The organism is Pseudacidovorax sp. 1753 (assembly GCF_040544975.1).
Lineage (GTDB): Bacteria > Pseudomonadota > Gammaproteobacteria > Burkholderiales > Burkholderiaceae_C > Xenophilus.
Genome location: NZ_JBEPKY010000026.1, coordinates 46,786 through 72,256, shown reverse-complemented (window position 1 = coordinate 72,256; position 25,471 = coordinate 46,786). Strand labels below are relative to the sequence as shown.

Here is a 25,471-nt window from a genome sequence, read left to right as displayed (position 1 = left end):
CGCGGCTGCACTGGCGTGGCCTGCTCCGCGGCCTTTCGATTCTTCTTAAGCGCTACCCCCGCTTCAATGACTTCAACTCAGCCCTCTCACAGCACCCGCGACTTCATCGGCTACGCCAACCGCCCACCCGCCGTGGCCTGGCCGGGCGGGGCACGGGTGGCGGTCTCCTTCGTGCTGAACTTCGAGGAGGGCGCCGAGTTCTCGGTGGCCGATGGCGATGCGCGCAACGAGTCGGTGTACGAGGTGATCGACCCGCGCACCGGCTGGGATCCGTGCATAGACAGCCACTTCGAATACGGCACCCGCGCCGCCTGGTGGCGCATCGCCGAGCTCCTCGAACGCCATCGCGCGCCGATGACCGTCAGCGCCTGCGGCCGCGCGGTGGCGCGCAGCCCCTGGCTGGCGCAGGATGCGGTGGCCCGCGGGCACGAGGTCTCGGCCCACGGCTGGCGCTGGGAGAGCCACGCGGGCATGGCGCCCGCGCAGGAGGCCGCCGCCATGGACGCCTGCCTCGCCGCCATCGAGGCCGCCTGCGGCCGGCGGCCGGTGGGCTGGCACACGCGCTCGGCCTGCACGCCGAACACGCGGGCGCTGCTGGCCGAGCGCGGCTTTCTCTACGACAGCGACGCCTACAACGACGACCTGCCCTTCTTCGTACCGGTGGCCGGCAGGCCGCACCTGGTGCTGCCCTATGCCTTCGACACCAACGACATGCAGTTCCAGCACACGCAGCGCTTCGCCACCGCCGCGCAGTTCGCCGAGTACGTGTGCGATGCCTTCGACTGGCTGCACGACGAGGGCGCGCAGCGCCCGCGCATGATGTCGGTGGGCCTGCACCTGCGCATGATCGGCCGGCCGGCGCGCATGAAGGCGCTGGCGCTGATCCTCGATCACCTGCGCCGCCGCGGTGGCGCCTGGATCGCCACGCGCGAGCAGATCGCCCGCCACTGGCTGGCCCACGCGCCGCGCCCCGACGCCGCGGCCACCGCCGCCGGATGACGGCGCCCGCCGACAGGGATCGCGCGGATGGGCGCCCCGAGGGCCTGCGCTAAAGTCGTCCGGATGCATCCGACGGAAGAGGCCATCCACCGCACCCTGGCGCAGACGCTCCTGGCCGGTCGGCTCGCGCCCGGCACCCAGCTGGTGGAAACGCGGCTGGCGCAGGTCTTCGGCGTCTCGCGCGAGCGGGTGCGCAAGGTGCTGCACCGGCTGGGCCACGAGCGCCTGCTGGACCTGGTGCCCAACCGGGGCTGCTTCGTCAGCAACCCCACGCTGGCACAGGCGCGCGAGATCTACGACGCCCGCCGCATCATCGAAGGCGGCATCGTCGGCAGCCTGGCCGGCACGCTCAGCCCCTCGCAGATGGAAGCGCTGGCCGAACACGAGCGGCGCGAGCATGCCGCGCTGCATGCGGGCGACCGTGCCGCCTCGATCCGGCTTTCGGGCGAATACCACCTGCTGCTGGCCGAGTTCACCGGCAGCCCCTTCGTGGTGCGCCAGTTGCAGGAGCTGGTCAGCCGCACCGCCATGCTGGTCGCCTTCTTCGAGCCGGCCAGCGCCTCGGGCTGCGGCTGCGAGGAGCACGAGGCCATCGCCCTGGCCCTGCGGCGCGGCGATGCGGCCGGCGCCATGAAGGCCATGCAGGTGCACCTGTCGCTGATCGAGACGCGGCTCAAGCCCCGCGCCGCGCCCGAAGCCGAAGTGGACGCCGAGCAGGCCATCGCCGAGGCCTGGGCCGACGCCCAGGCCGGACTGGCCCAGCCGGCCGCCTGACCCCGCGGGCACGGGCGCTGCTTTCACCGACCGGCACCGCTGTCACATCCACCGGGCACTGCCATGACCCAGACCGCTCCCGCCCTGCCGCCCCGCCCCCGGCTGCTGGTGCTCAACCCCAACCGCACGGCCGCCATGACCGACGCCGTGCTGCACGAGCTGCGGCGGCTGACGGCCGGCCAGGTGGAGCTGCGCGGCTTCACCTGCGACGACGGGCCGCCAGTGATCGCCACCCGCGAGAGCTTTGCCGCCGGCGCCCAGGCCGCCGCCCGGGCCTGGCCGGCGGTGGACGACGGCTGGGCCGATGCCGTGCTGCTGTCCTGCTACGGCGACCCGGGCCTGGCGGCGCTGCGTGCGGCCAGCCGCGTGCCGGTGCTGGGCATGGCCGAGTCGAGCATGCTGCAGGCGCTGGCCCGCGGGCGCCCCTTCCACATCGTCACCGCCGGCAAGGCCTGGGGGCCGATGCTGCATGAGCTGGCCGCGCGGCACTCCAGCGCCTGGCCGCTGCTGCACGGCATCACCACACTCGACACCACCGGGCTGGCTGGCAGCCAGAACCCGGCGGCCTTCTCGGCGCTGGTCCAGCGGGCGCTGGACGATCTGGCCGGCGCGCATCCGGGCGGCACGGCGCCCGACTGCATGCTCGGCGGCGCCGGCTTTGCCGGCATGCGGCCCACCCTGCGCTATGGCGGGCTGCTGGAGGACGGGCTGCAGGCCGCGCTGGCGCAGTGGCGCGCGCTTCCGATCGCACCGGGCGCCTGACCCGCCCCAGCACGCTGCGCAGAACGACGGAGGGGCGACCGAACCGACTGCACACAATTTGCGCTCGCTCCGAGCGAAACAATGCGCTGGAGGTTGGCGCAGCCGCTGCCCATACTGCGGTCATCTTGTGCAGCGCATCATGACTTCCGCCCTCCTTTCAACTTCCGCCGACCTCCGCCCGCAGCTGGCCGTGCACCGCCTGGCCATGGCCCATCCCGGCGATCTGTCGGCCCTGGCCGCGTTGTTCGACGCCGGCACCGTGGCCGCCGAAGAGGTGGTGGCGGTCATCGGCAAGACCGAGGGCAATGGCGGCGTGAACGACTTCACCCGCGGCTACTTCACCCAGTCGCTGATGCAGCTGCTGGCCGAGCGCACCGGGCGGCCGGCCGAGGCGATCTGGCGCGCGCTGCCCTGCGTGCTCTCGGGCGGCACCGAAGGCGTGCTGAGCCCGCATTACGTGGTCTTCTCGCGCCGGCTGGTGCCGGCGCATGCGGCGCGCGGCGCCAGCACCGACCCCCCGGTCGACGCCCCCGCCGACGCCCGGACGATCGATGCGGCCTCCGCCGCCCTTGCCATCGGCACCGCCTTCAGCCCCCCGACGCCGGCGCAGGACATCGGCCGCTGGACCCATGTGCGCGCGGTCGCCCAGGCCGTGCGCGCCGCCATGGACCAGGCCGGCATCGACCGGCCCGAGGACGTGGCCTTTGTCCAGCTCAAGTCCCCGTGCGTGACCTCGGCCCGCGCCCAGGCGGCTGCGGCCGCCGGCCACGCCGTGCTGACCGCGGACCCCGGCCGCTCCATGGCCTTCGCCCGGGCGGCGGGCGCTTTCGGCGCCGCCATCGCGCTGGGCGAACTGCCCGACGACCCGGTGCTGGAAGGTGCGCTGCTGCAGGACTTCGACCGCTTCTCGGCCCGCGCCAGCGTTTCCTCCGGCGTGGAGGTGGAGGCCAACGAGGTGATCGTGCTCGGCCACAGCACCCGCTGGCAGGGCCCGCTGCGCATGGGCTGCGCGCCGATGCGCGACGCGCTGGACATCGCGGCCGTCGGCGAGGCGCTGCGCCCGCTGGGCCTCACGGCCACCCCGCAGTTGCCGGCGGCGCAGGCAGCGCGCGTGGCGGCCGTCTTCGTCAAGTGCGAACCCGACCGCCGCGGACAGGTGCGCGGCGCCCGCCACACCATGCTGGACGACACCGACATCAATGCCCAGCGCCACATCCGCGGCGCGGTGGGTGGGCTGGTGGCCGGCGTGCTGGGCGATGGGCGCCTCTTCGTCTCGGGCGGCGCGGAGCACCAGGGCCCGGATGGCGGCGGCCTGGTGGCCGTGATCGCGGCGGTCGCCTGACACGCATGACCGCCATGCACGCCTGGCAGATGAGCGCCGAGGCCCTGTCGCAGGCCTATGCGCGGCGCACGCTGTCGCCGGTGGAGGCGCTGCTTTCCGTGCTGAGCCGGGCCGACGCGGTGCACCCCGTGCTCAACGCCCTGGTGGTGCGTGATGACGCCGCAGCACTGGCGGCGGCCCAGGCGAGCGAGGCCCGCTGGCGAAGGGGCGCGCCGCTGTCGCCGCTCGATGGCGTGCCGCTCACCGTCAAGGACAACCTTCCCGTGGCCGGCCTGCCGTGCCGCTGGGGCAGCCGGCTCTTCGCCGACCATTGGCCGGCGCGCGACGAAAGCCCCGTCGCACGGCTGCGCGCGGGCGGCGTGGTGATCCTGGGCAAGACCAACGTGCCCGAGTTCACGCTGCAGGGCTACACCGACAACCCGCTCTTCGGCCCCACCGGCAACCCCTGGGCCCCGGCACTCACGCCCGGCGGCAGCAGCGGCGGTGCCGTGGCGGCGGTGGCGGCCGGCATCGGCCCGCTGGCCCTGGGCACCGACGGCGGCGGCTCGATCCGCCGGCCCTGCGGCTTCACCGGGCTCTATGGCTTCAAGCCGGGTCGCGGCATGGTGCCGCGTGCCGATGGCCTGCCCGTGCTCCTGCCGGGGCTGGAAGAAGCCGGGCCCATCGCCCGCAGCATGGGCGATCTTCGGCGGGCCCTGCGCCTGCTCGCGCCCCGGTTGACGCCGCTGTGCGACGCCCCCGGTCCGCTGCGCATCGCCTACTGGCGTGCCATCGGCGACAGCCCGGTCGATGCGGCCGTCCTGGCGCGCAGCGATGCCGCGGCCGAGCGGCTGCAGGCGATGGGACACACCATGGTCGTGCAGCCCTCGCTGCCCGACGTCGAGACCTTCAACCGCCAGGCCTGGCCGGTCATCGCCAGCACCGGCCTGGCGGCCGTGCTGCACGACCGTATCGACGGCTACGAGGACGCGCTTACGCCCGCCATGGCCGCGCTGCTCGCGCAGGGTCGCAGCCACAGCGCGGTCGACCTGTTCCAGGCCCAGGCGCTGCAGCGCGCGCTGGCGCAGGCCTTGCAGCGCCTGTTCGCGCACCACGACCTGCTGCTCACCCCGGCCAGCGCGGCCCTGCCCTGGCCGGCCGACCAATCCCATCCCGCCACCATCGCCGGCCAGCCGGTGGACGGCCGCGGCCATGCCGTGTTCACCGCCTTCGTCAACGGCGCCGGCCTGCCTGCGCTGGCCGTGCCCGCCGGCCCGACGGAAGACGGCCTGCCGGTGGGCCTGCAGCTGGTGGCCCCCCGCGGCGGCGACGCACTGCTGTGCGCCGTCGGCGCGATGTGGGAACGCGACGCCGCGCCGGCCTGGTGCTGGCCGCCCGCCCTCGACAAGGAAGAGATGCCCTCATGAAGATCGTGATCGTGGGCGCCGGCGTGGCCGGTGCCATCCTCGCCCGCCGCCTGGCCCGCCTGCCCGGCGTGGAACTGCACTGCCTCGAACGCGTCGGCCCGGACGACCATGCCGAAGCCGGCACCGGCCTGAACGTCGGGCCCAACGCCATCAAGGCGCTGCGCCGGCTCGACGCCGCGCTCGCGGCCGAGGTGGAGGCCGCCAGCCTGCCCTGGACCCGCTGGGACATCGCCCTGACCGACGGCACGCCGCTGATGGCGCTGCCGCTTGCGCAGGTGGCCGACAACCCGGGCATCCGCATCCGCTGGTCCGAGCTGTACCGCGTGCTGCGCCAGGGCGCAGGCGCGGCCATCCGCTACGGCTGCACGCTCGAATCGGTGGGCGCCAGCGAGACGGCGCCGGGCAAGACCCGCGTGCGCTTCACGCAGCACGGCGCCACGCACGAGATCGACGGCATCGACCTGCTGGTGGGCACCGACGGCCGCTACTCCCGCGTGCGCGAGACCTTCTCCGGTGCGCCCGAGCCGCGACACATCGGCGTCGCCATCCTGCGCGTGCTGGTGCCCGACACCAGCGCCGGCCTGGTGGACGACTACGGCCAGTGGTTCAGCGGCTGCCACCGCCTGCTGGCCTTCCGCGTGCCGCCGGACCATGTCTACATCGCCGCCACCTACCCGGTGGCCCCCGGCGCCCCGGTGCAGGACGCCTGGAAGACCGAGGCCGTGATGCGAGCCACCTACCAGCCTGCCCAGGGCGAGGCCAGCCCCGCCGTGCGCTGGCTGCTGGACGCCATGTGCGCGCAGTTGCACGACGCGCACTGGGCCCGCATGCAGGAAGCCGACGTGCGCTTCGCCGAGCCCGAGGTGGACGTGCTCTACCTGGGCGACAGTGCCCACGGCATGGCGCCCACGCTGGGCCAGGGCGCGACGCAAGCCATGGAAGACGCCTGCGCCGCCGCGCTGATCGTGGAGGATGCCTGGGCCCGCGGCCAGCGCAGGCCGCGCGTCTGGCTCGACCGCATCGCCGAGGCCCGCACCGAGCGCCTGCGCTTCGTGATGGACCTGTCGGTGCGCGCCACCGACACCATGCTCGAAGGCGCCGACCCGGTGGCCGGCACACGCTGGAAGACCGAGGCGCCGTTCCAGGCCGAGCTGGCGGCGCTGTTCCGCGACGTGGCGCTGGGCGTGCCGGATGACGCCTCTGCCCAGGCCGGCGCCGCAACGACCAGCGCCGCCGCGATGCCGGCGGCCTGATTCCTGCTCGTCCTCCTGCGCCCCACGCCCCATGGACAACGCACTCACCCACGGCCTCTTCCACCTGGCCATCAAGACCGCCGACCTGACCGCCACGCGCGCCTTCTGGATCGGCGTGATCGGCCTGCGCGAGGTGCCCCGGCCCGACTTCGGCTATCCCGGCGCCTGGCTCGCCTGCGGCCAGCCGGGCGGGCAGGCCATCATCCACGTCTATGCCGGCGGCCCGGCGCTGGGCGGCGAGGCCCGCGTGCCGCAGGGCACGGCCGCCATCGACCACGTGTCGCTGGCCTGCAGCGGCTACCACGCCTACATCGCCCGCTTCCGCGCCGCGGGGCTGGCGTGGCGCGAGTTCCTGGTGCCCGGCACCACGCTGTGGCAGCTCTTCGTCTACGACCCCAGCGGCGTGCAGCTGGAACTGACCTTCGAGGGCGCGGTGGAAGCCGGCGCCCCACCCGACATGTCGCCCGGCCGCGTCTACCGCGCGGGCGAGTCCTTCTTTGCCACCGAACCCTATCCCGTCCTTTCCCTGAAGAACCCTCCCGGAGAACCCGCCCATGCTTCGCACTGACTTCCTGCGGCTTGCCGCACGCGCCACCGCCGCATTGGCACTGGCCCTGCCCTTCGCGGGCGTCGCCCATGCGGCCGACAAGATCAAGTTCGGCGTCTTCCCGTCCAGCGCCGCCCTGCCCTTCTACATCGCCCAGAACCGCGGCTGGTTCAAGGAGGCCGGCCTGGAGGTGGAAGAGGTGCCGATGACCAGCCACCCGCTGACGGTGCAGGCCCTGGTCTCGGCCAGCATCGACGGCGCCGCCAACCTGGTGACGCTGGAAGGCGCCAACATGGAGTCGCGCCGGCCCGGCACGCTCAAGTACATCTCGCTCAATGGCCAGAACAGCCAGCATGTGATCGAGCAGTTCGTGGTCAAGGCCTCCAGCCCGGCCAAGTCGCTCAAGGATTTCAAGAACGGGTTCAAGCTCTTCTCGGCGCCGGGCCCGGCCAACATCGGCGCGGCGCGCGCGGTGCTCAAGAAGGTGGGTCTGGTCGAAGGCAAGGACTTCACCATCCAGGAGCAGCAGATCGGCGTGCACGTGGGCGCGCTGCAGTCGGGCAACTTCGACGGCGGCTACACGCTGGAGCCCTCGGCCACCATCATGGTGGCGCAGGGCGTGGGCCGGCGCGTGGAGACGGGCGTGATCGCCACCTACCTGCTGGGCCGCAAGGAAGCCTCGGCCTTCGCTGCCGGGGCCGTGCTGTCCGACAAGTTCATCGCCGAGCGGCCCGAGGTCGCCAAGCGATTCGCCGCCGTGTGGGCGCGCGGCGTGAAGGCCGCGCAGACCGACACCAGCACGCGCGGCTACCTGATCCAGGGCATGAAGGTGCCGCCGGAGCTGGCCGCCACCGTGCCGCTGCCGCGCATCGTGATGACGGGCGACCTGTCGCCGGCCGACGTGGCCGACTTCCAGAAATTCCTCGACATCGGCACCGAGCTGGGCGTGATCAAGGACAGGATCGACGGCAAGGCCGTGGTCAAGGCGCTGTGATGCGGGCCATGGACGTTTCTCCGCCGCGCACCACGCCTGCCGCCGAGGGCACCGGCACCGCGGCCGGCCACCGCTGGTTCGCGCCCGGCACGCACATCACCATCCGCGGGCTGACCAAGCGCTTCGGCGATGCGGCGGTGTACGAGAACTTCGACCTCGACATCCCGCACGGCCGGATCACCTCGGTCTTCGGCCCCAACGGCTGCGGCAAGAGCACGCTGATCAACATGATCGCGGGCATCCTGCCGCACGACGGCGGCCAGATCCTGTTCGAGGGCAAGACGGCGCGCGAGACGCGCATCGGCTACGTCTTCCAGAACTACCGCGAGGCGGTGTTCCCGTGGATGCGGGCCATCGACAACATCCGCTATCCGCTGCAGTACCTGGGCCTGTCCAAGGGCGAGCGCGAGGCGCGCATGGACAGGCTGATGGCCGACTTCGACGTCAAGCTCGACCTCTCGCGCTACCCCTACCAGATGTCGGGCGGCCAGCAGCAGCTGGTGTCGATCATGCGGGCGCTGGTGGTGGAGCCGGAGGTGCTGTTCCTGGACGAGCCCTTCTCGGCGCTCGACTACGAGATGGTCATGTTCCTGCGCGAGCGGCTGCAGAAGGTGCTGGTGGGGCGCAAGGTGACGACGCTGCTCGTCTCGCACGACCTGGACGAGGCCGTGCTGCTGGCCGACCATGTGCTGCTGCTGACCAAGCGACCCACGCAGGTGGCCGACAACCTGCCCTTCGATGCGCCGCGTCCGCGCACCGCGGCCACCACCGTTACGCCCGAGTTCATCGATGTGAAGACGCGGGCGCTGGAGATCTTCCAACGCGAGGTGCGCAAATGAAGACGCCGCTCTCTGCGCGCCTGCGCCCGCTGTGGGGCATGGCGCTGATCGTCGCCCTGTGGGCCTTCGCCCATGCCACCAAGGCGGTGGACCCGGTGCTGCTGCCCTCGCCCGGCGAGGCGCTGCAAGCCTTCTGGAAAGGGCTCTCGGGCGGCACGCTGTGGGGCGACTTCGAGAAGACCATCGTGCGCACGCTGGTCTCCTTCGTCATCGCGCTGGCGGTGGCCGTGCCGCTGGGCGTGATCCTGGGCGCCAACGAGAAGATCTACGAGGGCATCGAGTTCGCCATCGACTTCTTCCGCTCGACGCCGGCCTCGGCCATGTTCCCGCTCTTCCTGGTGCTGTTCGGCGTGGGCGAGAAGACCAAGATCGCCGTGGCGGCCTTCGGCGCGGCGCTGGCCATCCTGTTCAACGTGGCCTATGGCGTGATGAGCGCGCGCAAGCAGCGGCAGCTGGCGGCCCGCGTGATGGGCGCGCCGCGCTGGCGGGTGCTGACCGACGTGACGCTGCTCGAATCCATGCCGCAGGTCTTCGTGGGCATGCGCTCGGGTGTGTCCATCGCGCTGGTGATCGTGATCGTGGCCGAGATGTTCATCGGTTCCACCGACGGCTTGGGCCAGCGCATCATGAATGCCCAGACCATCTTCGACATGCCCGACATGTACGCTTCGATCTTCGCGGCGGGCCTGCTGGGCTACGTGATGAACCTGATCTTCCTGGTGGCGGAGCGGCGCTTCGTGCACTGGGGCGGAAAGTAAGAGACGACCCCATGACTGTGTCCATGAACGAGATCAACCTGCCGGACGTGCTGGCCGAGGTGAACGCGGTGTTCGACGAATACGAGCGCGCGCTGACGACCAACGACGTGCCGGTGCTCGACCAGCTGTTCTGGGACTCCGAGCACACGCTGCGCTACGGCGCCACCGAGAACCTCTACGGCTTTGCCGCCATCCAGGCATTCCGACAGGGCCGACCGGCCAACAACCTGGAGCGCGAGATCACCGCCCGCGCGATCACCACCTTCGGCCACGATTTCGCCGTGGCCAACGTGGAGTTCCGCCGCACCGGCAGCACCCGCATCGGTCGCCAGAGCCAGACCTGGGTGCGCCTGCCCGAGGGCTGGAAGGTGGTGGCGGCACATGTGAGTCTGATGGGCTGAGCTACTTCCCAGCCCCGGCCGGCATCGCCTTCTGCATCTCGGCCGCCATGCGGCGCATGTCCTCGGGCGACATGGACTGCTGCATCTGGCCCATCATGCGCTGGATCTCGGCCTGGCTGGGCGCCCGTCCGGCCGCGGCGGCGGCGCCCATCGGCGCGGTCATGCGCTGCATGTCGACGACGTTCATCTTCATGCCGCCGGGCAGCACCATGTCGCCGGGCCGCATGCCGGCGGGGCAGGCGCCCTTCCATTGCGCCTCCATCGTCATGTCGCTCTCGTCCTGTTTGGCACGGGGGGGTGCGTAGGTGGTGTGCGAGCTCACGCGATAGCTGCTGTTCATGTCGCCGGTGACGACCGTGAGCCGCGTCATCGTGGTGTCGGGCAGCTTGCAGACCTCCTTGTGCGTCAGCACGCGGCCCACTTCGCTGCGCATGTCCTCCTGGCAGTTCGTGGGCTTGCGTACCTCGGCCTGACGGCTCGCACCCTGCTCCTGCAGCAGGCGGTCGGTCGCGGCATCGGCGCACTGCTGCAAGGTCATCGGCTGGCCCTTGGCGGAGGTCTCGACGCGCATCTCCCACAGCCCGTCCTTGCGGCGCGGGAATGCCGGGCCGGCGAGCGCGGCGGCCGCCTCGGTGAGCAGTGCGACGGCGATGGTGAAGCGAACGGTGCGGAACGGGTGATAGGCGGACATGGCAGCTCCTTGGCGGATGCGCACTCCGCCTGCCGCCGTTGTAGTGGCCCGCGCCGCCGCTGCGAATACCGCGCGCGTACTAGGTCGAAGGTCGAAGCGACGCCGACTGGGCGATCACAAAGCCGCCTTTGTGCACGCGCTTGAGCCCCTCTATCACAAGGGGAGAGGGAGCGAAGTCGTCAGAAGCAGGGCCCGTCTAGAACGCCGTCCATTTCTGCGCGCTGGCCGCGCTCTCCACCGCCTTCTCGATGAAGCGCACCCCGCGCGCGCCATCGGCCAGCGTGGGGTAGTCGGCCCGCAGCGGATCGGGCGCCACACCCTGCTGCAGCGCGCGGATGTGCGCGATCACGCCCAGGTACACGTTGGCGAAGGCCTCGATGAAGCCTTCGGGATGGCCGGAGGGCAGCCGCGTGGCCAGCCGCGCCGATTCGCCCAGCCACGGCGAGCCGCGCGTCAGCAGCCGGCGTGGGCCGTCCAGCGGCGCATGCACCAGCACTTCGGGCTGCTCTTGCCGCCAGTCCAGCGTGCCGGTGCTGCCGAAGACGCGCAGGCGCAGGTCGTTCTCGCAACCCACCGCGATCTGCGAGGCCACGAGCACACCGCGCGCGCCGCCTTTGAAGCGCAGCAGCAGGCTGGCGTCGTCGTCCAGCCGCCGGCCGGGCACCAGCGCCGACAGGTCGGCGCACAGGCTTTCGAGTTCCAGGCCGGTGACGGTGGCCACCAGGTTCTCGGCATGCGAGCCGATGTCGCCCAACGCGCCCGCGGCGCCACTGCGCGCCGGGTCGGTGCGCCAGCCGGCCTGCTTGTTGTCGCCGCCTTCCAGGCGCGTGGCCAGCCAGCCCTGGTGGTAGTCGACCACCACCTTGCGCACCTCGCCGATGGCGCCGGCGGCCACCATGTCGCGAGCCTCGCGCACCATGGGATAGCCGCTGTAGTTGTAGGTCACGCCGAAGACGCTGCCGCTGCGCGCCACCGTGTTCACGAGGTCCTGCGCCTGCTCGCTGGTGTGGACCAGCGGCTTGTCGCACACCACATGGATGCCGGCCTCGGCGAAGGCGCGGGCCACGCTGTGGTGCAGGTGGTTGGGCGTGACGATGGTGACGAAGTCGATGCGCTCGTCGGCCGGCCGCTTCAATTCGTCGTCGAGCAGCGACTGCCAGTCGGCATGGTTGCGCGCATCGGCCAGGCCCAGTTCGCGCCCCGAGGCGCGCGCGCGTTCGGGCGTGGACGACAGGGCGCCGGCCACCAGCTCGGCCTGGCCGTCCAGCGCCAGGGCCTGGCGGTGCACGGCGCCGATGAAGGCGCCCTGGCCGCCACCGACCATGGCGTAGCGCAGCTTGCGGGTGGAGGGGATCGCGCCCTGCGCTTGCACCGCGCCCTCAGGGCGCGCTTCGGCGTGCCCGCTCATGTGCCCGCCATGCCGCCCTGGGCGGCCTTGTCGAAGGCGGCGTCGAAGGCGCCGGCCGCGGGCGGAAAGTCCAGCCGGCGGCAGAAGGCGGCGCTTTCGGTGGCGCCATGCACGCGGTCCATGCGGCTGTCCTCCCACTCCACCGAGAGCGGGCCGGCATAGCCGATGTCGTTGAGCGCCACGATGATGGATTCGAAGTCCACCAAGCCCCGGCCCACGCTGCGGAAGTCCCAGAAGCGGCGCGCGTCGCCGAAGCTCGTGTGGCCGCCGAAGACGCCCACGCTGCCATCGCCCCTGCCCCACCACACGTCCTTCATGTGGGCGTTGTAGATGCGGTCGGCAAAGCCGCGGATGAAGCGCACATAGTCCACGCCCTGGTAGGCCAGGTGACTGGGGTCGTAGTTGAAGCCGAAGCGCCGGTGGCCGCCCACGGCCGCGATGGCCCGCTCGGCCGAGGCGATGTCGAAGGCGATCTCGGTCGGATGCACCTCGAGCGCGAAGTTCACGTCCTGCTGCTCGAAGGTGTCCAGGATGGGCCCGAAGCGCCGGCCGAAGTCCGCGAAACCTGCATCCCAGTAGGCCTGGGTGGTGGGCGGGAAGGCATAGGTGGCGTGCCAGATCGACGAACCGGTGAAGCCGGTGACGGTGCGCACGCCGAACTTCGCCGCGGCGCGCGCCGTATCGGCCAGCTCGCGGGCGGCGCGCTGGCGCACGCCTTCCGGATCGCCGTCGCCCCACACGCGCGCCGGCAGGATGGCGCGGTGCCGCTCGTCGATGAGGTCGCACACCGCCTGGCCCACCAGGTGGTTGCCGATGGCCAGGCAGGTGAGGCCGTGCTCACGCAGCAGCGCCCACTTGTCCCGCACGTAGGTCTCGGAGGCCAGGGCCTGCTGCACGTCGAAATGGTCGCCCCAGCAGGCCAGCTCCAGGCCGTCGTAGCCCATGCGCCGCGCCAGCGGCGCCAGCTCGGCCAGGGGCAGGTCGGCCCACTGGCCGGTGAAGAGGGTGATGGGGCGCGGCATGGACCGTCCTTCCTCAGAACGGGGAGTCGGGGTGGTAGAAATCTTTCGCGTTGTCCTTGGTGATCAGCACCGAAGGAATGATCGTGGTCGCCGGCAGCTTCTCGCCCTTCAGGCGTGCCTCGGCCGTGAGCTTGATCGCGTCGTAGATGAACTTGGGCGAGTAGCTCACGTCGGCCTGGATGCGCGGGTCCTTGTTGTCGAGGATGGTCTTGACCATGCCCTTGGCCCCGGCGCCGCCGAAGACGATCTTGATGTCGGTGCGCTTGGCCTGCTCGATGGCCTTGAGCACGCCCACGGCCATGTCGTCGTCGGCCGCCCAGATGGCGTCGATCTCCTTGAAGCGCGTCAGGTAGTCCTGCGTCACCTTGAAGGCATCGTCGCGGTTCCAGTTGGCGTACTTGGCGTCCAGCAGCTTGATGTCCGGGTAGTTCTTGAGCACCGCGTTGAAGGCGTCCATGCGCTCGTTGTCCAGCGTGGTCGCGATGCCGCGCAGCGCCACCACGTTGCCCTTGCCGTTCAGCTTCTTGGCGATGTACTCGGCGGGGATCTTGCCGAAGGCGGTGTTGTCGCCGGCCACGTAGGCGTCCTGCGCGCTGGTGTCCGTGAGGCCGCGGTCCACCACCGTGACGTAGGCGCCCTTGGCCTTGACCTGTGCCACCGGCTTGGTCAGCGCGGCTGACTCGAAGGGGAAGACGACCAGCGCGTTGATCTTGGTGACGGTGCTCAGGTCCTGCAGCTGGTTGGCCTGCTCGGGCGCGTTGGCAGCCGTCTTGATGGTGATCTTCAGGTCCTTGTACTGCTTCTCCAGGTCCTTCTTGGCCTGGTTGGCCCAGTAGTTGATGCCGCCCATGAAGCTGTGAGTGGCGGCCGGGATGGACACGCCGAGGTTCACTTTCTCGGCAGCCAGCGCGGGCACGCTGGCGAAGGCGGCAGCGGCCACGGCGGTGAGCGCGAGGCGGCGGGTGATGAAGGTCATGGTGGTTGTCTCCTGGGTTGGATGGAAGGTCACTGGCACGGAAGATCTGTTGTCGCCTGGCGTGCCGAAGCGCCGGAGCGCGGCTTCGACAGGCTGGGCGAACGGTCGGGGGTCGACGGTCACCGGCGGCCTCGCTGCAGGAAGGCCACCACGATGATCACGAAGCCCTGCACCGCCGCGTTGAGGTACACGCTGATGATGCTGGTGAGGTTGAGGATGTTGCTGATGACCGAGAGCAGGATCGCGCCCACCACCGTGCCGGCGATGCTGCCCGCGCCGCCCTTGAGTGCGGTGCCGCCGACGATCACGGCGGCGATGGCCTCCAGCTCCCACAGCAGCCCGGTGGTCGGCGAGGCCGAGCCCAGCCGAGGCACGTACAGCAGCGTGGCGATGCCCACGCACACGCCCAGCAGCATGTAGGTGAGGATCTTCACGCGGTCCACGTCCACCGCCGCATAGCGCGCCACCTGCTCGTTGGAGCCGATCGCCTGCACATAGCGCCCATAGGCCGTGCGGTTGAGGATCACGCCGCCGACCAGCGCCACCGCCACGAACACCCAGACCGGTACCGGAATGCCCATCAGGCTCGCGTAGTAGACCGGCGCGTACAGGTCCGACAGGTCGTTGTCGAGCGTGAGCGCGCCGCCGTCGGCGAAGTAGGTGAGGTAGGCGCGGAAGATGCCCAGCGTGCCCAGGGTGACGATGAAGGGCTCGATGCGGCCCTTGGTGATGAGCAGCCCGTGCGCCAGGCCGAACATCGCGCCCAGCAGCACCGCGAGCGCGGCGCCGAGCACCACCGCCAGCAGCGGCGAGCCGGTGGCCGGGCCGGCCCAGTTGATGAACATGATCACGCTGCCGGCGATCAGCGCCGCCATCGAACCCACCGAGAGATCGATGCCCCCCGAGATGATCACGAAGCACATGCCCACCGCGATGATGCCGATGAAGGCCGTGCGCGTGAGCACGTTCATGGCGTTGTCCACGGTGGCGAAGTCGCTGTTGAGCGCGGCGCCGGCGATGCACAGCAGCACCAGACCGATGATGGGGCCCAGGCCATGCAGCCGTTCGGCCCAGCCCGGCCTGGCGGCGGCGCGGTGCGGTGCGCCTTCGGCCGCGGCGGTGGAGGAAGAGGTGTCAGGCGTCGGCATGGGCTGTTCCCGTGGCATGGGCGATGAGCTGTTCTTCGGTGAGGCCGTCGGCCGGCAGCGTGGCGACGATACGGCCCGCGCGCATGACGGCCACGCGGTGCGCGAGGCCGATGAGTTCCATCAGCTCCGACGAGATGACGATGACGGCCAAGCCCTCGCGCGCCAGGCGCTGCACGAGGAAGTAGATGTCGCGCTTGGCGCCCACGTCCACGCCGCGCGTGGGCTCGTCGAGCACCACCACCTTCGGATGCGGCTGCAGCACCTTGGCCAGGGCCAGCTTCTGCTGGTTGCCGCCGGAGAGCGACGAGGCGCGCACGTCCAGCGAGCCGGTGCGGATGCCGTAGTCCTTCACGGCGGTGTCGAGCGCGGCGCGCTCGGCATCGGGCCGCAGCCAGGGCCGCGCGTATTGGTCCAGCGCCATCAGCGTGAGGTTCTGCCGCAGGCCGAAGGCCACGTGCAGCCCCTTGCCCTTGCGGTCTTCGCTGAGGTAGGTGAGGCCGTGGCGGGCGGCATCGCGCGGCGAGCGCAGCTGCACCGCGCGGCCTGCCAGCTCGACCTGGCCGCGGCCCGGGCGCAGGCCCAGCAGGCCTTCGAAGAGCTCGGTGCGGCCGGCGCCGACCAGCCCGGCGAAGCCCAGGATCTCGCCCGGCCGCACCTCGAAGCTCGCCTGATGCGCCCAGCCGGGCACGTCGAAGCCCTGCACGCGCAGCGCGGGTTCGCGGCCGGCGGGTACCGGCTCGCGCGGCGGATAGAGGTCCGCGATCTCGCGGCCAACCATCAGGTTGGCCATCTGGTGACGCGTGACCTCGGCCGTGGCCGCGCGCGTGACGAAGCGGCCGTCGCGCATGACGACGACCTCGTCGGTCACGCGCTCCACCTCGTCCAGCTTGTGCGAGATGTAGACGATGGTCACGCCGTCGGCCCGCAACTGCGCGATGAGGCGGAACAGGCGCTCCGTCTCGCCCGGCGTGAGCGTGGCCGTGGGCTCGTCCATGATCAGCAGCCGGGCACGGCGTGCGATGGCCTTGGCGATCTCGACCAGCTGCTTCTCCGCCACGATCAGGCGCCGCACCTTGGCGGCCGGATCGACCTGCAGCCCGACCTGGGCCAGCGCCGCGGCGGCCTCGGCCTGCATGGCCCGTTCGTCGAGGAACAGCCCCTTCTTCTTTTCATGGCCCAGGAAGATGTTGTCGGCCACGCTCAGGTCCTCCGCCAGGTTGAATTCCTGGTGGATCAGCACGATGCCCAGCGCTTCCGCGTCGCGCGAGCTGCGGAAGGTCTGCGGCTGGCCGTTGATGCGCAGCACGCCGCCGCTCGGGCTCTCATAACCGGCCAGGATCTTCATCAGCGTGGACTTGCCGGCGCCGTTCTCGCCCAGCAGGCCGACCACCCGGCCCGGCGGCAGCGCGAAGCTCACGCCATGCAGCACCTGAACCGGACCGAAGGCCTTGATGATGCCGTCGAACTCGACGGCGACGCCGGACGTCGCTGCCGTGGAGGGGGTGGTCATGGCCGTCATCGCGGGCTCCGGCTCAAGGTGCAACGCCGCGGGCGCGCAGCGTCTCGTGCATGGCCAGCACGCCGGCACCGGTCACGCCCGCGTCGGTGCCCAGCGGCGTGTACTGGATCTCAAGGTGCCGCGTCGACAGCGCCAGCGAGCGTTGGTAGACGCTCTGCCGCACGGCCGCCAGGAACAGCGGGCCGATCTGCGTGATGCCGCCGCCGATGAACACATGCGAGGGATTGAAGAAGTTCACCACCGAGGCCAGCATCTGCCCAATCAGGCTGCCGGCGCGCTGGATGATGGCGTTGGCCGCGACGTCGCCCGCGCGGCTGGCGTGGCCCACGTCGATGGCTTCGATGCGGCCCTGGGTGCGCAGCACCGCTGCGAGCGCCGGTGATTCGCCCCGCTCCGCCGCCGCCTGCGCCATGCGCACGATGGCCGGGCCGGCCGCCATCGCCTCGACGCAGCCGACGTTGCCGCAGTGGCAGCGCGGCCCTTGCTGGTCCACGCAGATGTGGCCCACGTCGCCGGCCGAGCCGGCGGCGCCGCGGTAGACCTCGCCATGGCACACGATGCCGCAGCCGATGCCCGTGCCCACCTTGATCACCAAAAAGTTCGACAGCCCGCGCTGCAGCCGCCACAGCTCGCCCAGCGCCATCAGGTTGACGTCGTTGTCCACGAAGACCGGCGCCGCATAGTCCTCGCGCAGGTAATCGCGGATGGAGAAGCTGTCCCAGCCCGGCATCAGCGGCGGATTGACGAGCTGGCCGGCCTCGAAGTTGACCGGTCCCGGCACGCCCATGCCGATGCCCAGCACGCGACGAGCTGGAATGCCGCGGGCCTGCAGCAGTTCGCGCAGTCGCTGGCGCACGCGGGCCAGCACCACGCCCGGGCCCTCGCGCACGTCGATGGCCTCGGCATGCCGGGCGAGCACCGTGAGGTCGGGCTGCATCACGGCGACATCCAGGCTGGTGGCGCCGATGTCCACAGCCAGCAGAACGCCCAGCTCTGCGTGCAGCTGCAGTTGCTCAGGCCGGCGTCCGCCAGTGGAAGCGCGCGGGCCGGCCTCGGCCAGCAGCCCCTGCTCGATCAGGCCTGCGATCAGCGCGTTGGCCCGGCTGCGGGAGAAGCCCAGGCGATCGGCCATGCCGTGACGCGAGCCGCCGGCCGACCAGAAAAGGGTCGACAGCAGATCCAGCTCAGCAGCAGAAAGGCCGTTCCAGGGCGCCATTCGGCGTTGTCTCCGTGTTCTTGCGGCCATCCGTGAAGGGATGTAGCAGCGGCACGGATGCTAGGCGGTCGACTTTGCACGGACAAGACCGAACTTCGGCCATAAAAAGGCCGAAGCGGTTTTGTCATTCCCTTTGATCCCCTCCTGCGGCGAGCACAAAGAAAAAAGCCAGTCAGCGAACTGACTGGCTTTTCTGTGGAGGCAAGAGCGCGGCGTGGTGCCGCAGGGCCCTCACTTCTTCTGGCGGTACTTGCGCAGCGCGGCCAGCTGGGCGGCCATCACGGCCAGCTCGGACTGGGCCATGGCGATGTCGATCTCGCTCTTGGCGTTCTTGAGGGCTTCCTCGGCGGCGCTCTTGGCGGCGGCGGCCTTCTCGTCGTCCAGGTCCTTGCCGCGGATGGCGGTGTCGGACAGCACGGTGACGCAGTCGGGCTGCACTTCGAGGATGCCACCGGCCACGAACACGAACTCCTCGCCACCGTCTGCCGTCTCGATGCGCACGGCACCGGGACGGATGCGCGTGATCAGCGGCGTGTGGCGCGGGAAGATGCCGAGCTCACCGGCTTCGCCGGGCAGCGCGACGAACTTCGCCTCGCCCGAGAAGATGGACTCCTCGGCGCTGACGACGTCGACGTGAATGGTGTTTGCCATGGGTGATGCGCCGATCAGCCGAGCTTCTTGGCCTTTTCGAAGGCCTCGTCGATGGTGCCGACCATGTAGAAGGCCTGCTCGGGCAGGTGGTCGCACTCGCCGTTGGCGATCATCTTGAAGCCACGGATGGTTTCCGACAGCGGCACGTACTTGCCGGGCGCGCCGGTGAACACTTCGGCCACGTGGAAAGGCTGCGACAGGAAACGCTGGATCTTCCGGGCGCGGGCCACGGCCAGCTTGTCCTCGGGCGCCAGTTCGTCCATGCCCAGGATGGCGATGATGTCGCGCAGTTCCTTGTAGCGCTGCAGCGTGCCCTGCACGGCGCGGGCCACACCGTAGTGCTCTTCGCCGACGACGTTCGGGTCGAGCTGGCGCGAGGTCGAGTCCAGCGGGTCCACGGCGGGGTAGATGCCGAGCGATGCGATGTCGCGCGACAGCACCACGGTGGAGTCCAGGTGGGCGAAGGTCGTGGCAGGCGACGGGTCGGTCAAGTCATCGGCCGGCACGTACACGGCCTGGATCGAGGTGATCGAGCCGACCTTGGTCGACGTGATGCGCTCCTGCAGGCGGCCCATTTCCTCGGCCAGCGTCGGCTGGTAGCCCACGGCGGAAGGCATGCGGCCCAGCAGGGCGGACACTTCGGTGCCGGCCAGGGTGTAGCGGTAGATGTTGTCCACGAAGAACAGCACGTCGCGGCCTTCGTCGCGGAAGGATTCGGCGATGGTCAGGCCGGTCAGGGCCACGCGCAGACGGTTGCCCGGGGGCTCGTTCATCTGGCCGTAGACCATGGCCACCTTCGACTCGGACAGGTTCTCCTGAACCACGACCTTGGAGTCGGACATCTCGTGATAGAAGTCGTTGCCCTCGCGGGTACGCTCGCCCACACCGGCGAACACCGACAGACCGCTGTGGGCCTTGGCGATGTTGTTGATGAGCTCCATCATGTTCACGGTCTTGCCGACGCCGGCGCCGCCGAACAGGCCCACCTTGCCGCCCTTGGCGAACGGGCAGACCAGGTCGATCACCTTGATGCCCGTTTCGAGCAGTTCGGTGGAGGGCGACAGTTCGTCATAGGCCGGGGCCTTGCGGTGGATCGAAGCCGTCAACTCCTGCGAGACCGGGCCGCGCTCGTCGATGGGGTTGCCCAGCACGTCCATGATGCGGCCGAGCGTGGCCTTGCCGACGGGCACCGTGATGGGCGCGCCGGTGTTGACCACGGTGATGCCGCGGCGCAGGCCGTCGGAGCTGCCCAGCGCGATGGTGCGCACCACGCCGTCACCCAGCTGCTGCTGCACTTCCAGCGTCAGTCCGCCGCCTTCGAACTTGAGGGCGTCGTACACCTTGGGCATCTGGTCACGGGGAAACTCCACGTCGACCACGGCGCCGATACATTGAACGATTGTTCCTTGAGCCTGAGCCATGTTGTGCTCCAGTAATTTGTCTTGAATCTGCTGAATGCCGGATCGGGCGGAATCAGTTGCCGGTGGCCGCGGCCGCACCGGACACGATTTCCGACAGTTCCTTGGTGATGCCGGCCTGGCGGGTCTTGTTGTAGACCAGCTTCAGCTCGTTGATCAGGTTGCCCGCGTTGTCGGTGGCGGCCTTCATGGCCACCATGCGCGCCGACTGCTCGGAGGCCATGTTCTCGGCCACAGCCTGGTAGACCAGCGACTCCACGTAGCGCACCAGCAGGTCGTCGATGACGGTCTGCGCGTCGGGCTCGTAGATATAGTCCCAGGCATGCTGCGGGGCGCTGCCCTCGCCGCCCTTGAGGCTCTCGGCCTTCAGCGGCAGCAGCTGCTCGACCACCGACTCCTGGCGCATCGTGTTCACGAACTTGGTGTAGCTCAGGTACACGGCGGAAAGGCGGCCTTCGGCGTAAGCGTCCAGCAGCACCTTGACAGGGCCGATCAGCTTCTCTAGGTGGGGCGTGTCGCCCAGCTGCACCGCCTGCGAGACCACCTTGGCGCCCACGCGCGTCAGGAAGCCCAGGCCCTTGTTGCCGATGGCCACCGCCTCGGTGGACACACCGGCCGACTGCAGCTCGCGCAGCTTGCTGGTGACGGCACGAAGCACGTTGGTGTTCATGCCGCCGCACAGGCCCTTGTCCGTCGTCACCACGATCATGCCAGCGACCTTGGCGTCGCTGGTCTTCATGAAGGCGTGGGTGTACTCCGGATTGGCCTGGCTGAGGTTGGACGCAATGGCGCGGATCTTTTCGCTGTACGGACGCGCGGAGCGCATCCGTTCCTGCGCCTTGCGCATCTTGGACGCGGCCACCATTTCCATGGCCTTGGTGATCTTCTTGGTGTTCTCCACCGATTTGATCTTGCCGCGGATTTCCTTGCCGGCTGCCATAGCGCTCTATGCCTCTCGGATCAGGCGAAGGACTTCTTGAACGAGGTGATCGCGGCCGTCAGTTCGGCTTCCGCGTCCTTGTCCAGGGCCCGGGCCTGCTCGATCTTGTCGACCAGGGCGGCGTGGCTTGTCTTCAGGAACTGGTGCAGGCCGTGCTCGAAGGGCAGCACCTTCTTGACGTCCAGGTCGTCCATGAAGCCCTTGTTCACCGCGAACAGCGAAGCGGCCATCAGCGACACGGGCAGCGGGCTGTACTGGGGCTGCTTGAGCAGTTCGGTCACGCGGGCACCGCGGTCCAGCTGCTTCTTGGTCGAAGCGTCCAGGTCCGAGGCGAACTGCGCGAAGGCGGCCAGTTCGCGGTACTGCGCCAGGTCGGTACGGATACCGCCGGACAGGCCCTTGATGACCTTGGTCTGCGCTGCCGAACCCACGCGCGACACCGAGATACCCGCGTTGATGGCGGGACGGATGCCGGCGTTGAACAGGTTGGTTTCCAGGAAGATCTGGCCGTCGGTGATCGAGATCACGTTGGTCGGCACGAAGGCGGACACGTCGCCGGCCTGCGTCTCGATGATCGGCAGTGCGGTCAGCGAGCCGGTCTTGCCCTTGACTTCACCCTTGGTGAAGGCTTCGACGTAGTCGGCGCTCACGCGGGCGGCGCGCTCCAGCAGGCGGCTGTGCAGGTAGAACACGTCGCCGGGGTAGGCTTCGCGGCCCGGCGGGCGGCGCAGCAGCAGCGAGACCTGGCGGTAGGCCACGGCCTGCTTGGACAGGTCGTCATAGACGATCAGCGCGTCCTGCCCGCGGTCGCGGAAGTACTCGCCCATCGTGCAGCCGGAGTAGGCCGACACGTACTGCATGGCAGCCGATTCCGAAGCCGCAGCGGCGACGACGATGGTGTATTCCATAGCACCAGCCTGCTCCAGGGCGCGCACCACGTTCTTGATCGACGAGGCCTTCTGGCCGATCGCAACGTAGACGCAGGTCATGTTCTGACCCTTCTGGTTGATGATCGCGTCGATGGCCACGGCCGTCTTGCCGGTCTGGCGGTCGCCGATGATGAGCTCGCGCTGACCACGGCCGACGGGCACCATCGCGTCGATGGACTTCAGGCCGGTCTGCATCGGCTGGTCCACGGACTGACGGGCGATCACGCCGGGCGCGACCTTCTCGATCACGTCGGTCAGCTTGGCGTTGATCGGGCCCTTGCCGTCGATGGGCTGGCCCAGGGCGTTGACCACGCGGCCGATCAGCTCGGGGCCGACGGGCACTTCCAGGATGCGGCCCGTGCACTTGACGGTGTCGCCTTCGGAGATGTGCTCGTACTCGCCCAGGATCACGGCGCCGACGGAGTCGCGCTCGAGGTTCAGCGCCAGGCCGTAGGTGGGCTGGCCACCGGGCGTGGGCGGGAACTCCAGCATTTCGCCCTGCATCGCGTCGGACAGGCCGTGCACGCGCACGATGCCGTCGGTCACCGAGACCACGGAGCCTTCGTTACGGATGTTGGCGCTGACGCCCAGCCCTTCGATGCGGCTCTTGATCAGTTCGGAAATCTCTGCGGGATTGAGTTGCATGACTCTTTCCTTCTTTCAATCGGGTGTAAGGACGCGCGCCACCAGCCGGGTCAGGCGGTGAGCGCCGCCTTCATTTGTTCGAGACGGGCCTTGACCGAGGTGTCGAGCACTTCGTCGCCGACCACGGCGCGGATGCCGCCGATGAGCGACGGATCCAGCTCCACGCGGGTGGTCAGCTTGCGGCCGAAGCGGCGCTCCAGTGCGGCCTGGACTTCGCCCAGAGCCGGGCCTTCGATGGGGAAGGCGCTGAAGAGCACGGCATCGGCAGCGCCGCTGGCGGCGTTCTGCAGGGCGCGGTACTGCGTCGCCACTTCCGGCAGCGCGGCCAGGCGGCCGTTGTCGATGACGGCGTGCAGGAAGTTCTGGCCAGCTTGCGGCAGGCCGCCCGGCACCATCCCGGCGATCAGGTCGAACACCTGCTGCGAGGACACCTTGGGGCTGGCTGCGAATTGCTGCAGCTGCGCACTGCCAGCCACCTGGGCCAGCGGCTCAAGCCATTCGGCCGCAGCCTGCGCGTTGCCGGCTGACGCCTTGTACAGCGCCTCGGCGTAAGGACGGGCAATGGTGGCGAGTTCGGCCATCGGTTCGTCCTTACAGCTCGGTCTTCAGGCGATTGAGCAGGTCGGCATGCACGTTGGCATCGACTTCCTTGCGCAGGATCTGCTCGGCGCCCTTGACGGCCAGCGTGGCGACCTGCTCGCGCAGGACTTCACGGGCACGTACGGACTGCTGCTCGGCCTCGTCGCGCGCGGCGGCCACGATCTTGTTGGCCTCCTCGGTGGCGCGGGCCTTGGCCTCTTCGATGATCTGCTGGGCGCGGCGCTCGGCATCGGCCAGGCGGTTGCTGGTCTCGGTGCGCGAAGCCTGCAGCTCCTGCTCGACGCGTTGGTTGGCGGAAGCGAGCTCGGCCTTGGCCTTCTCGGCGGCCGCCAGGCCCGCAGCGATCTTTTGAGCCCGTTCATCCAGCGCCTTTGCGATCGGCGGCCACACGAACTTCATCGTGAACAGCACGAGCAGCAAAAAGACGACGGCCTGAACGAACAGGGTTGCGTTGATGCTCACGACAACACCTTTCTACAGACGGTGTGGACGAAAAGGATCAGGCGCCGGCGACGACGAAGGGGTTGGCGAAGGCGAACAGCAGGGCGATGGCCACACCGATCAGGAAGGCGGCGTCGATCAGGCCGGCCAGAATGAACATCTTGGTCTGCAGGTCGTTCATGAGTTCAGGCTGGCGAGCCGAGGACTCGAGGAACTTGCCACCCATGAGGGCGATGCCGATGGACGCGCCGATAGCGCCGAGACCGACGATCAGACCACAAGCCAGAGCGACGAGACCGAGAACGTTTGCCATGATGACTCCTTAGATGAAAGGCAAGAGAGAGGGGAAAAACGAAACGAGAGGAAAAGCGGGAGCACGAGGGCCGCGAGGGCCACTCAGTGGGCTTCGTGCGCCTGGCCCAGGTAGATGAGCGTCAGCATCATGAAGATGAAGGCCTGCAGCGTGATCACCAGGATGTGAAAGATCGCCCAGATGGTGCCGGCAATGATGTGCCCGATGGGCAGCAGCACGCCCGACAGCGAGGCCGCCATGGCGCCGCCCATCAGGGCGATCAGCATGAAGACCAGCTCGCCCGCGTACATGTTGCCGAACAGCCGCATGCCATGCGAGATGGTCTTGGCCAGGTATTCGATGATCTGCATCAGCAGGTTGATGGGCCACAGCAGGGGATGGGCACCGAAGGGGGCAGAGATGAGCTCATGGCCCCAGCCGCCCAGGCCCTTGATCTTGACGCTGTAGATCAGGCACAGCAGCAGCACCGAGGTCGACAGGCCCAGCGTGGTGGACAGGTCGGCGGTGGGCACCACGCGCATGTAGGCATGGTGCGGGTCGTGACCCATGGCCGCGTAGGCCTTGGACCAGATCGCCGGCAGCAGGTCGACCGGCAGCATGTCCATGGCGTTGAGCAGGAAGATCCACACGAACACGGTCAGCGCCAGCGGAGCGATGAACTTGCGGCTCTTGGCATTGTGGATGTTGGCCTTGGCCTGGTTGTCGACCATCTCGACCAGCATCTCGACGGCGGCCTGGAAGCGGCCCGGCACGCCGGCCGTGGCCTTGCGCGCGGCGAGCCACAGCACGAAGCAGCCGAGCGCGCCGATCACCAGCGCATAGAGAACGGAATCGAGATTGATGACACCGAAGTCCACGATGGCCTTCTGGACCACGGGCTTCAGGCTCCAGTCCACCTGCCAGTGCTGCAGGTGGTGGACGATGTACTCACTCGCGGTCGGGGCGTGTCCTTCGGCGGCCATCTTTCAGCGTCTTTTCTCTTAAACAGTCAAATACGGTTCGGTTTGCGGGGCCGCATGACCAGCGCGAGCCAGTACATCTTGAGCGCGACCACCGCGCCGGCCAGCAGAGCCAGCCAGTGAATTCCCTCGATCAGCCACGGGGCCGCGGCCAGCAGAGCCACGGTCAGCGCGATCTTGATCAGTTCCCACACCATAAAACCCAGCATGGCAGCCGATTGCGACACGCCACCACGCATGCGACCCATGGCACGGGCGAACAGCGCAGCGGGCACAGCCACCGCCATGGCTCCGTAGAACGCGGACACCGCCGCCACCGGCCGTTGCGTCCAGCCCCAGGCCACCGCTGCCACGATCAACCCCGAGGCGATCTGGGCCCCGACCACCCACCAGGGGGAGAGTTCGGGATGGCGCTCGCGAAGCCGCTGGGCCTCTTCGGCGGTCAGCGGGGTGAAGCTGTCTTCGTCAGCTTCCGCGGGCTCGGTGTCGACCGTGGGGATCGGGGCCTTGGTTGTCATTC

27 protein-coding genes are annotated in these 25,471 nt (G+C 69.5%); 11 read left to right on the top strand and 16 right to left on the bottom strand.

Annotated elements, in window-relative coordinates:
- The first annotated feature begins 66 nt into the window (after nucleotides 1-66).
- The 11 genes from ABIC63_RS25890 to hpxZ all read left to right on the top strand — a co-directional run bounded on the left by ABIC63_RS25890 (nucleotide 67) and on the right by hpxZ (nucleotide 10,075).
- Nucleotides 67-999 (top strand): polysaccharide deacetylase family protein, encoded by a 933-nt coding sequence (locus ABIC63_RS25890; protein ID WP_354321878.1) that lies wholly within the window; start codon nucleotides 67-69, stop codon nucleotides 997-999.
- Nucleotides 1,000-1,062: 63 nt separating this feature from the next.
- Nucleotides 1,063-1,773 (top strand): GntR family transcriptional regulator, encoded by a 711-nt coding sequence (locus ABIC63_RS25885; protein ID WP_354321877.1) that lies wholly within the window; start codon nucleotides 1,063-1,065, stop codon nucleotides 1,771-1,773.
- Nucleotides 1,774-1,836: 63 nt separating this feature from the next.
- A complete protein-coding gene (locus tag ABIC63_RS25880) occupies nucleotides 1,837-2,535 on the top strand; it encodes an aspartate/glutamate racemase family protein (protein WP_294377265.1) in 699 nt (232 codons plus the stop codon).
- Between the two features lie 139 nt (nucleotides 2,536-2,674).
- On the top strand, nucleotides 2,675-3,877 hold the full coding sequence (gene atzD / locus ABIC63_RS25875) for a cyanuric acid amidohydrolase (protein ID WP_354321876.1): 1,203 nt from the start codon (nucleotides 2,675-2,677) through the stop codon (nucleotides 3,875-3,877).
- Between the two features lie 5 nt (nucleotides 3,878-3,882).
- Nucleotides 3,883-5,283 carry an amidase gene (locus ABIC63_RS25870; RefSeq protein ID WP_354321875.1) on the top strand — a complete coding sequence of 467 codons (1,401 nt, stop codon included), beginning with the start codon at nucleotides 3,883-3,885 and terminating at the stop codon, nucleotides 5,281-5,283.
- Nucleotides 5,280-6,536, top strand: a complete 1,257-nt coding sequence (locus ABIC63_RS25865; RefSeq protein WP_354321874.1) for an FAD-dependent monooxygenase — start codon at nucleotides 5,280-5,282, stop codon at nucleotides 6,534-6,536. Before ABIC63_RS25870 ends, ABIC63_RS25865 begins: the two co-directional genes overlap by 4 nt.
- A gap of 31 nt (nucleotides 6,537-6,567) precedes the next feature.
- Nucleotides 6,568-7,104 (top strand): VOC family protein, encoded by a 537-nt coding sequence (locus ABIC63_RS25860; protein ID WP_294377255.1) that lies wholly within the window; start codon nucleotides 6,568-6,570, stop codon nucleotides 7,102-7,104.
- Complete coding sequence (locus ABIC63_RS25855) at nucleotides 7,091-8,077, top strand: ABC transporter substrate-binding protein (RefSeq protein WP_354321873.1); 987 nt, start codon at nucleotides 7,091-7,093, stop codon at nucleotides 8,075-8,077. Before ABIC63_RS25860 ends, ABIC63_RS25855 begins: the two co-directional genes overlap by 14 nt.
- Nucleotides 8,078-8,085: 8 nt before the next feature.
- Nucleotides 8,086-8,916, top strand: coding sequence for an ABC transporter ATP-binding protein (locus tag ABIC63_RS25850; protein WP_354321872.1), 831 nt, complete (start codon nucleotides 8,086-8,088; stop codon nucleotides 8,914-8,916).
- Nucleotides 8,913-9,674, top strand: a complete 762-nt coding sequence (locus ABIC63_RS25845; protein ID WP_294377247.1) for an ABC transporter permease — start codon at nucleotides 8,913-8,915, stop codon at nucleotides 9,672-9,674. Before ABIC63_RS25850 ends, ABIC63_RS25845 begins: the two co-directional genes overlap by 4 nt.
- 11 nt (nucleotides 9,675-9,685) lie before the next feature.
- Nucleotides 9,686-10,075: an oxalurate catabolism protein HpxZ gene (gene hpxZ, locus ABIC63_RS25840; RefSeq protein ID WP_354321871.1), complete on the top strand. Its 390-nt coding sequence runs from the start codon at nucleotides 9,686-9,688 to the stop codon at nucleotides 10,073-10,075.
- A 1-nt stretch (nucleotide 10,076) separates the two neighbouring features.
- Here the strand turns inward: hpxZ and ABIC63_RS25835 are convergent, their stop codons facing one another.
- The 16 genes from ABIC63_RS25835 to ABIC63_RS25760 all read right to left on the bottom strand — a co-directional run bounded on the left by ABIC63_RS25835 (nucleotide 10,077) and on the right by ABIC63_RS25760 (nucleotide 25,469).
- Nucleotides 10,077-10,766, bottom strand: coding sequence for a DUF3617 domain-containing protein (locus ABIC63_RS25835; RefSeq protein ID WP_354321870.1), 690 nt, complete (start codon nucleotides 10,764-10,766; stop codon nucleotides 10,077-10,079).
- A gap of 196 nt (nucleotides 10,767-10,962) precedes the next feature.
- Entirely contained in the window at nucleotides 10,963-12,090 is a 1,128-nt protein-coding gene (locus ABIC63_RS25830) for a Gfo/Idh/MocA family protein (protein ID WP_354321897.1), read from the bottom strand.
- 80 nt (nucleotides 12,091-12,170) lie between these two features.
- On the bottom strand, nucleotides 12,171-13,196 hold the full coding sequence (locus ABIC63_RS25825; RefSeq protein WP_354321869.1) for a sugar phosphate isomerase/epimerase family protein: 1,026 nt from the start codon (nucleotides 13,194-13,196) through the stop codon (nucleotides 12,171-12,173).
- A 13-nt stretch (nucleotides 13,197-13,209) separates the two neighbouring features.
- Entirely contained in the window at nucleotides 13,210-14,172 is a 963-nt protein-coding gene (locus tag ABIC63_RS25820; RefSeq protein ID WP_354321868.1) for a substrate-binding domain-containing protein, read from the bottom strand.
- 119 nt (nucleotides 14,173-14,291) lie between these two features.
- Entirely contained in the window at nucleotides 14,292-15,320 is a 1,029-nt protein-coding gene (locus ABIC63_RS25815; RefSeq protein ID WP_354321867.1) for an ABC transporter permease, read from the bottom strand.
- Nucleotides 15,307-16,830: a sugar ABC transporter ATP-binding protein gene (locus ABIC63_RS25810; protein ID WP_354321866.1), complete on the bottom strand. Its 1,524-nt coding sequence runs from the start codon at nucleotides 16,828-16,830 to the stop codon at nucleotides 15,307-15,309. The genes ABIC63_RS25815 and ABIC63_RS25810 overlap by 14 nt, the downstream gene beginning before the upstream one ends.
- A 22-nt stretch (nucleotides 16,831-16,852) precedes the next feature.
- Complete coding sequence (locus ABIC63_RS25805) at nucleotides 16,853-18,022, bottom strand: ROK family protein (protein WP_294377352.1); 1,170 nt, start codon at nucleotides 18,020-18,022, stop codon at nucleotides 16,853-16,855.
- A 264-nt stretch (nucleotides 18,023-18,286) separates the two neighbouring features.
- Nucleotides 18,287-18,706 carry a F0F1 ATP synthase subunit epsilon gene (locus ABIC63_RS25800; protein WP_294377223.1) on the bottom strand — a complete coding sequence of 140 codons (420 nt, stop codon included), beginning with the start codon at nucleotides 18,704-18,706 and terminating at the stop codon, nucleotides 18,287-18,289.
- Nucleotides 18,707-18,720: 14 nt separating this feature from the next.
- Entirely contained in the window at nucleotides 18,721-20,127 is a 1,407-nt protein-coding gene (gene atpD / locus ABIC63_RS25795; RefSeq protein ID WP_043117619.1) for a F0F1 ATP synthase subunit beta, read from the bottom strand.
- Nucleotides 20,128-20,179: 52 nt separating this feature from the next.
- Nucleotides 20,180-21,064, bottom strand: coding sequence for a F0F1 ATP synthase subunit gamma (atpG, locus tag ABIC63_RS25790; RefSeq protein WP_294377217.1), 885 nt, complete (start codon nucleotides 21,062-21,064; stop codon nucleotides 20,180-20,182).
- Between the two features lie 20 nt (nucleotides 21,065-21,084).
- On the bottom strand, nucleotides 21,085-22,638 hold the full coding sequence (gene atpA / locus ABIC63_RS25785) for a F0F1 ATP synthase subunit alpha (RefSeq protein WP_354321865.1): 1,554 nt from the start codon (nucleotides 22,636-22,638) through the stop codon (nucleotides 21,085-21,087).
- 50 nt (nucleotides 22,639-22,688) lie between these two features.
- On the bottom strand, nucleotides 22,689-23,219 hold the full coding sequence (locus ABIC63_RS25780; RefSeq protein WP_294377211.1) for a F0F1 ATP synthase subunit delta: 531 nt from the start codon (nucleotides 23,217-23,219) through the stop codon (nucleotides 22,689-22,691).
- 10 nt (nucleotides 23,220-23,229) lie between these two features.
- Nucleotides 23,230-23,700: a F0F1 ATP synthase subunit B gene (locus tag ABIC63_RS25775; RefSeq protein WP_017762128.1), complete on the bottom strand. Its 471-nt coding sequence runs from the start codon at nucleotides 23,698-23,700 to the stop codon at nucleotides 23,230-23,232.
- 37 nt (nucleotides 23,701-23,737) lie between these two features.
- Nucleotides 23,738-23,992, bottom strand: coding sequence for a F0F1 ATP synthase subunit C (gene atpE / locus ABIC63_RS25770; protein WP_038200332.1), 255 nt, complete (start codon nucleotides 23,990-23,992; stop codon nucleotides 23,738-23,740).
- Between the two features lie 83 nt (nucleotides 23,993-24,075).
- Nucleotides 24,076-24,954 carry a F0F1 ATP synthase subunit A gene (gene atpB / locus ABIC63_RS25765; RefSeq protein WP_017762126.1) on the bottom strand — a complete coding sequence of 293 codons (879 nt, stop codon included), beginning with the start codon at nucleotides 24,952-24,954 and terminating at the stop codon, nucleotides 24,076-24,078.
- Nucleotides 24,955-24,980: 26 nt separating this feature from the next.
- Nucleotides 24,981-25,469 carry an ATP synthase subunit I gene (locus ABIC63_RS25760; RefSeq protein ID WP_354321864.1) on the bottom strand — a complete coding sequence of 163 codons (489 nt, stop codon included), beginning with the start codon at nucleotides 25,467-25,469 and terminating at the stop codon, nucleotides 24,981-24,983.
- Nucleotides 25,470-25,471: the final 2 nt, after the last annotated feature.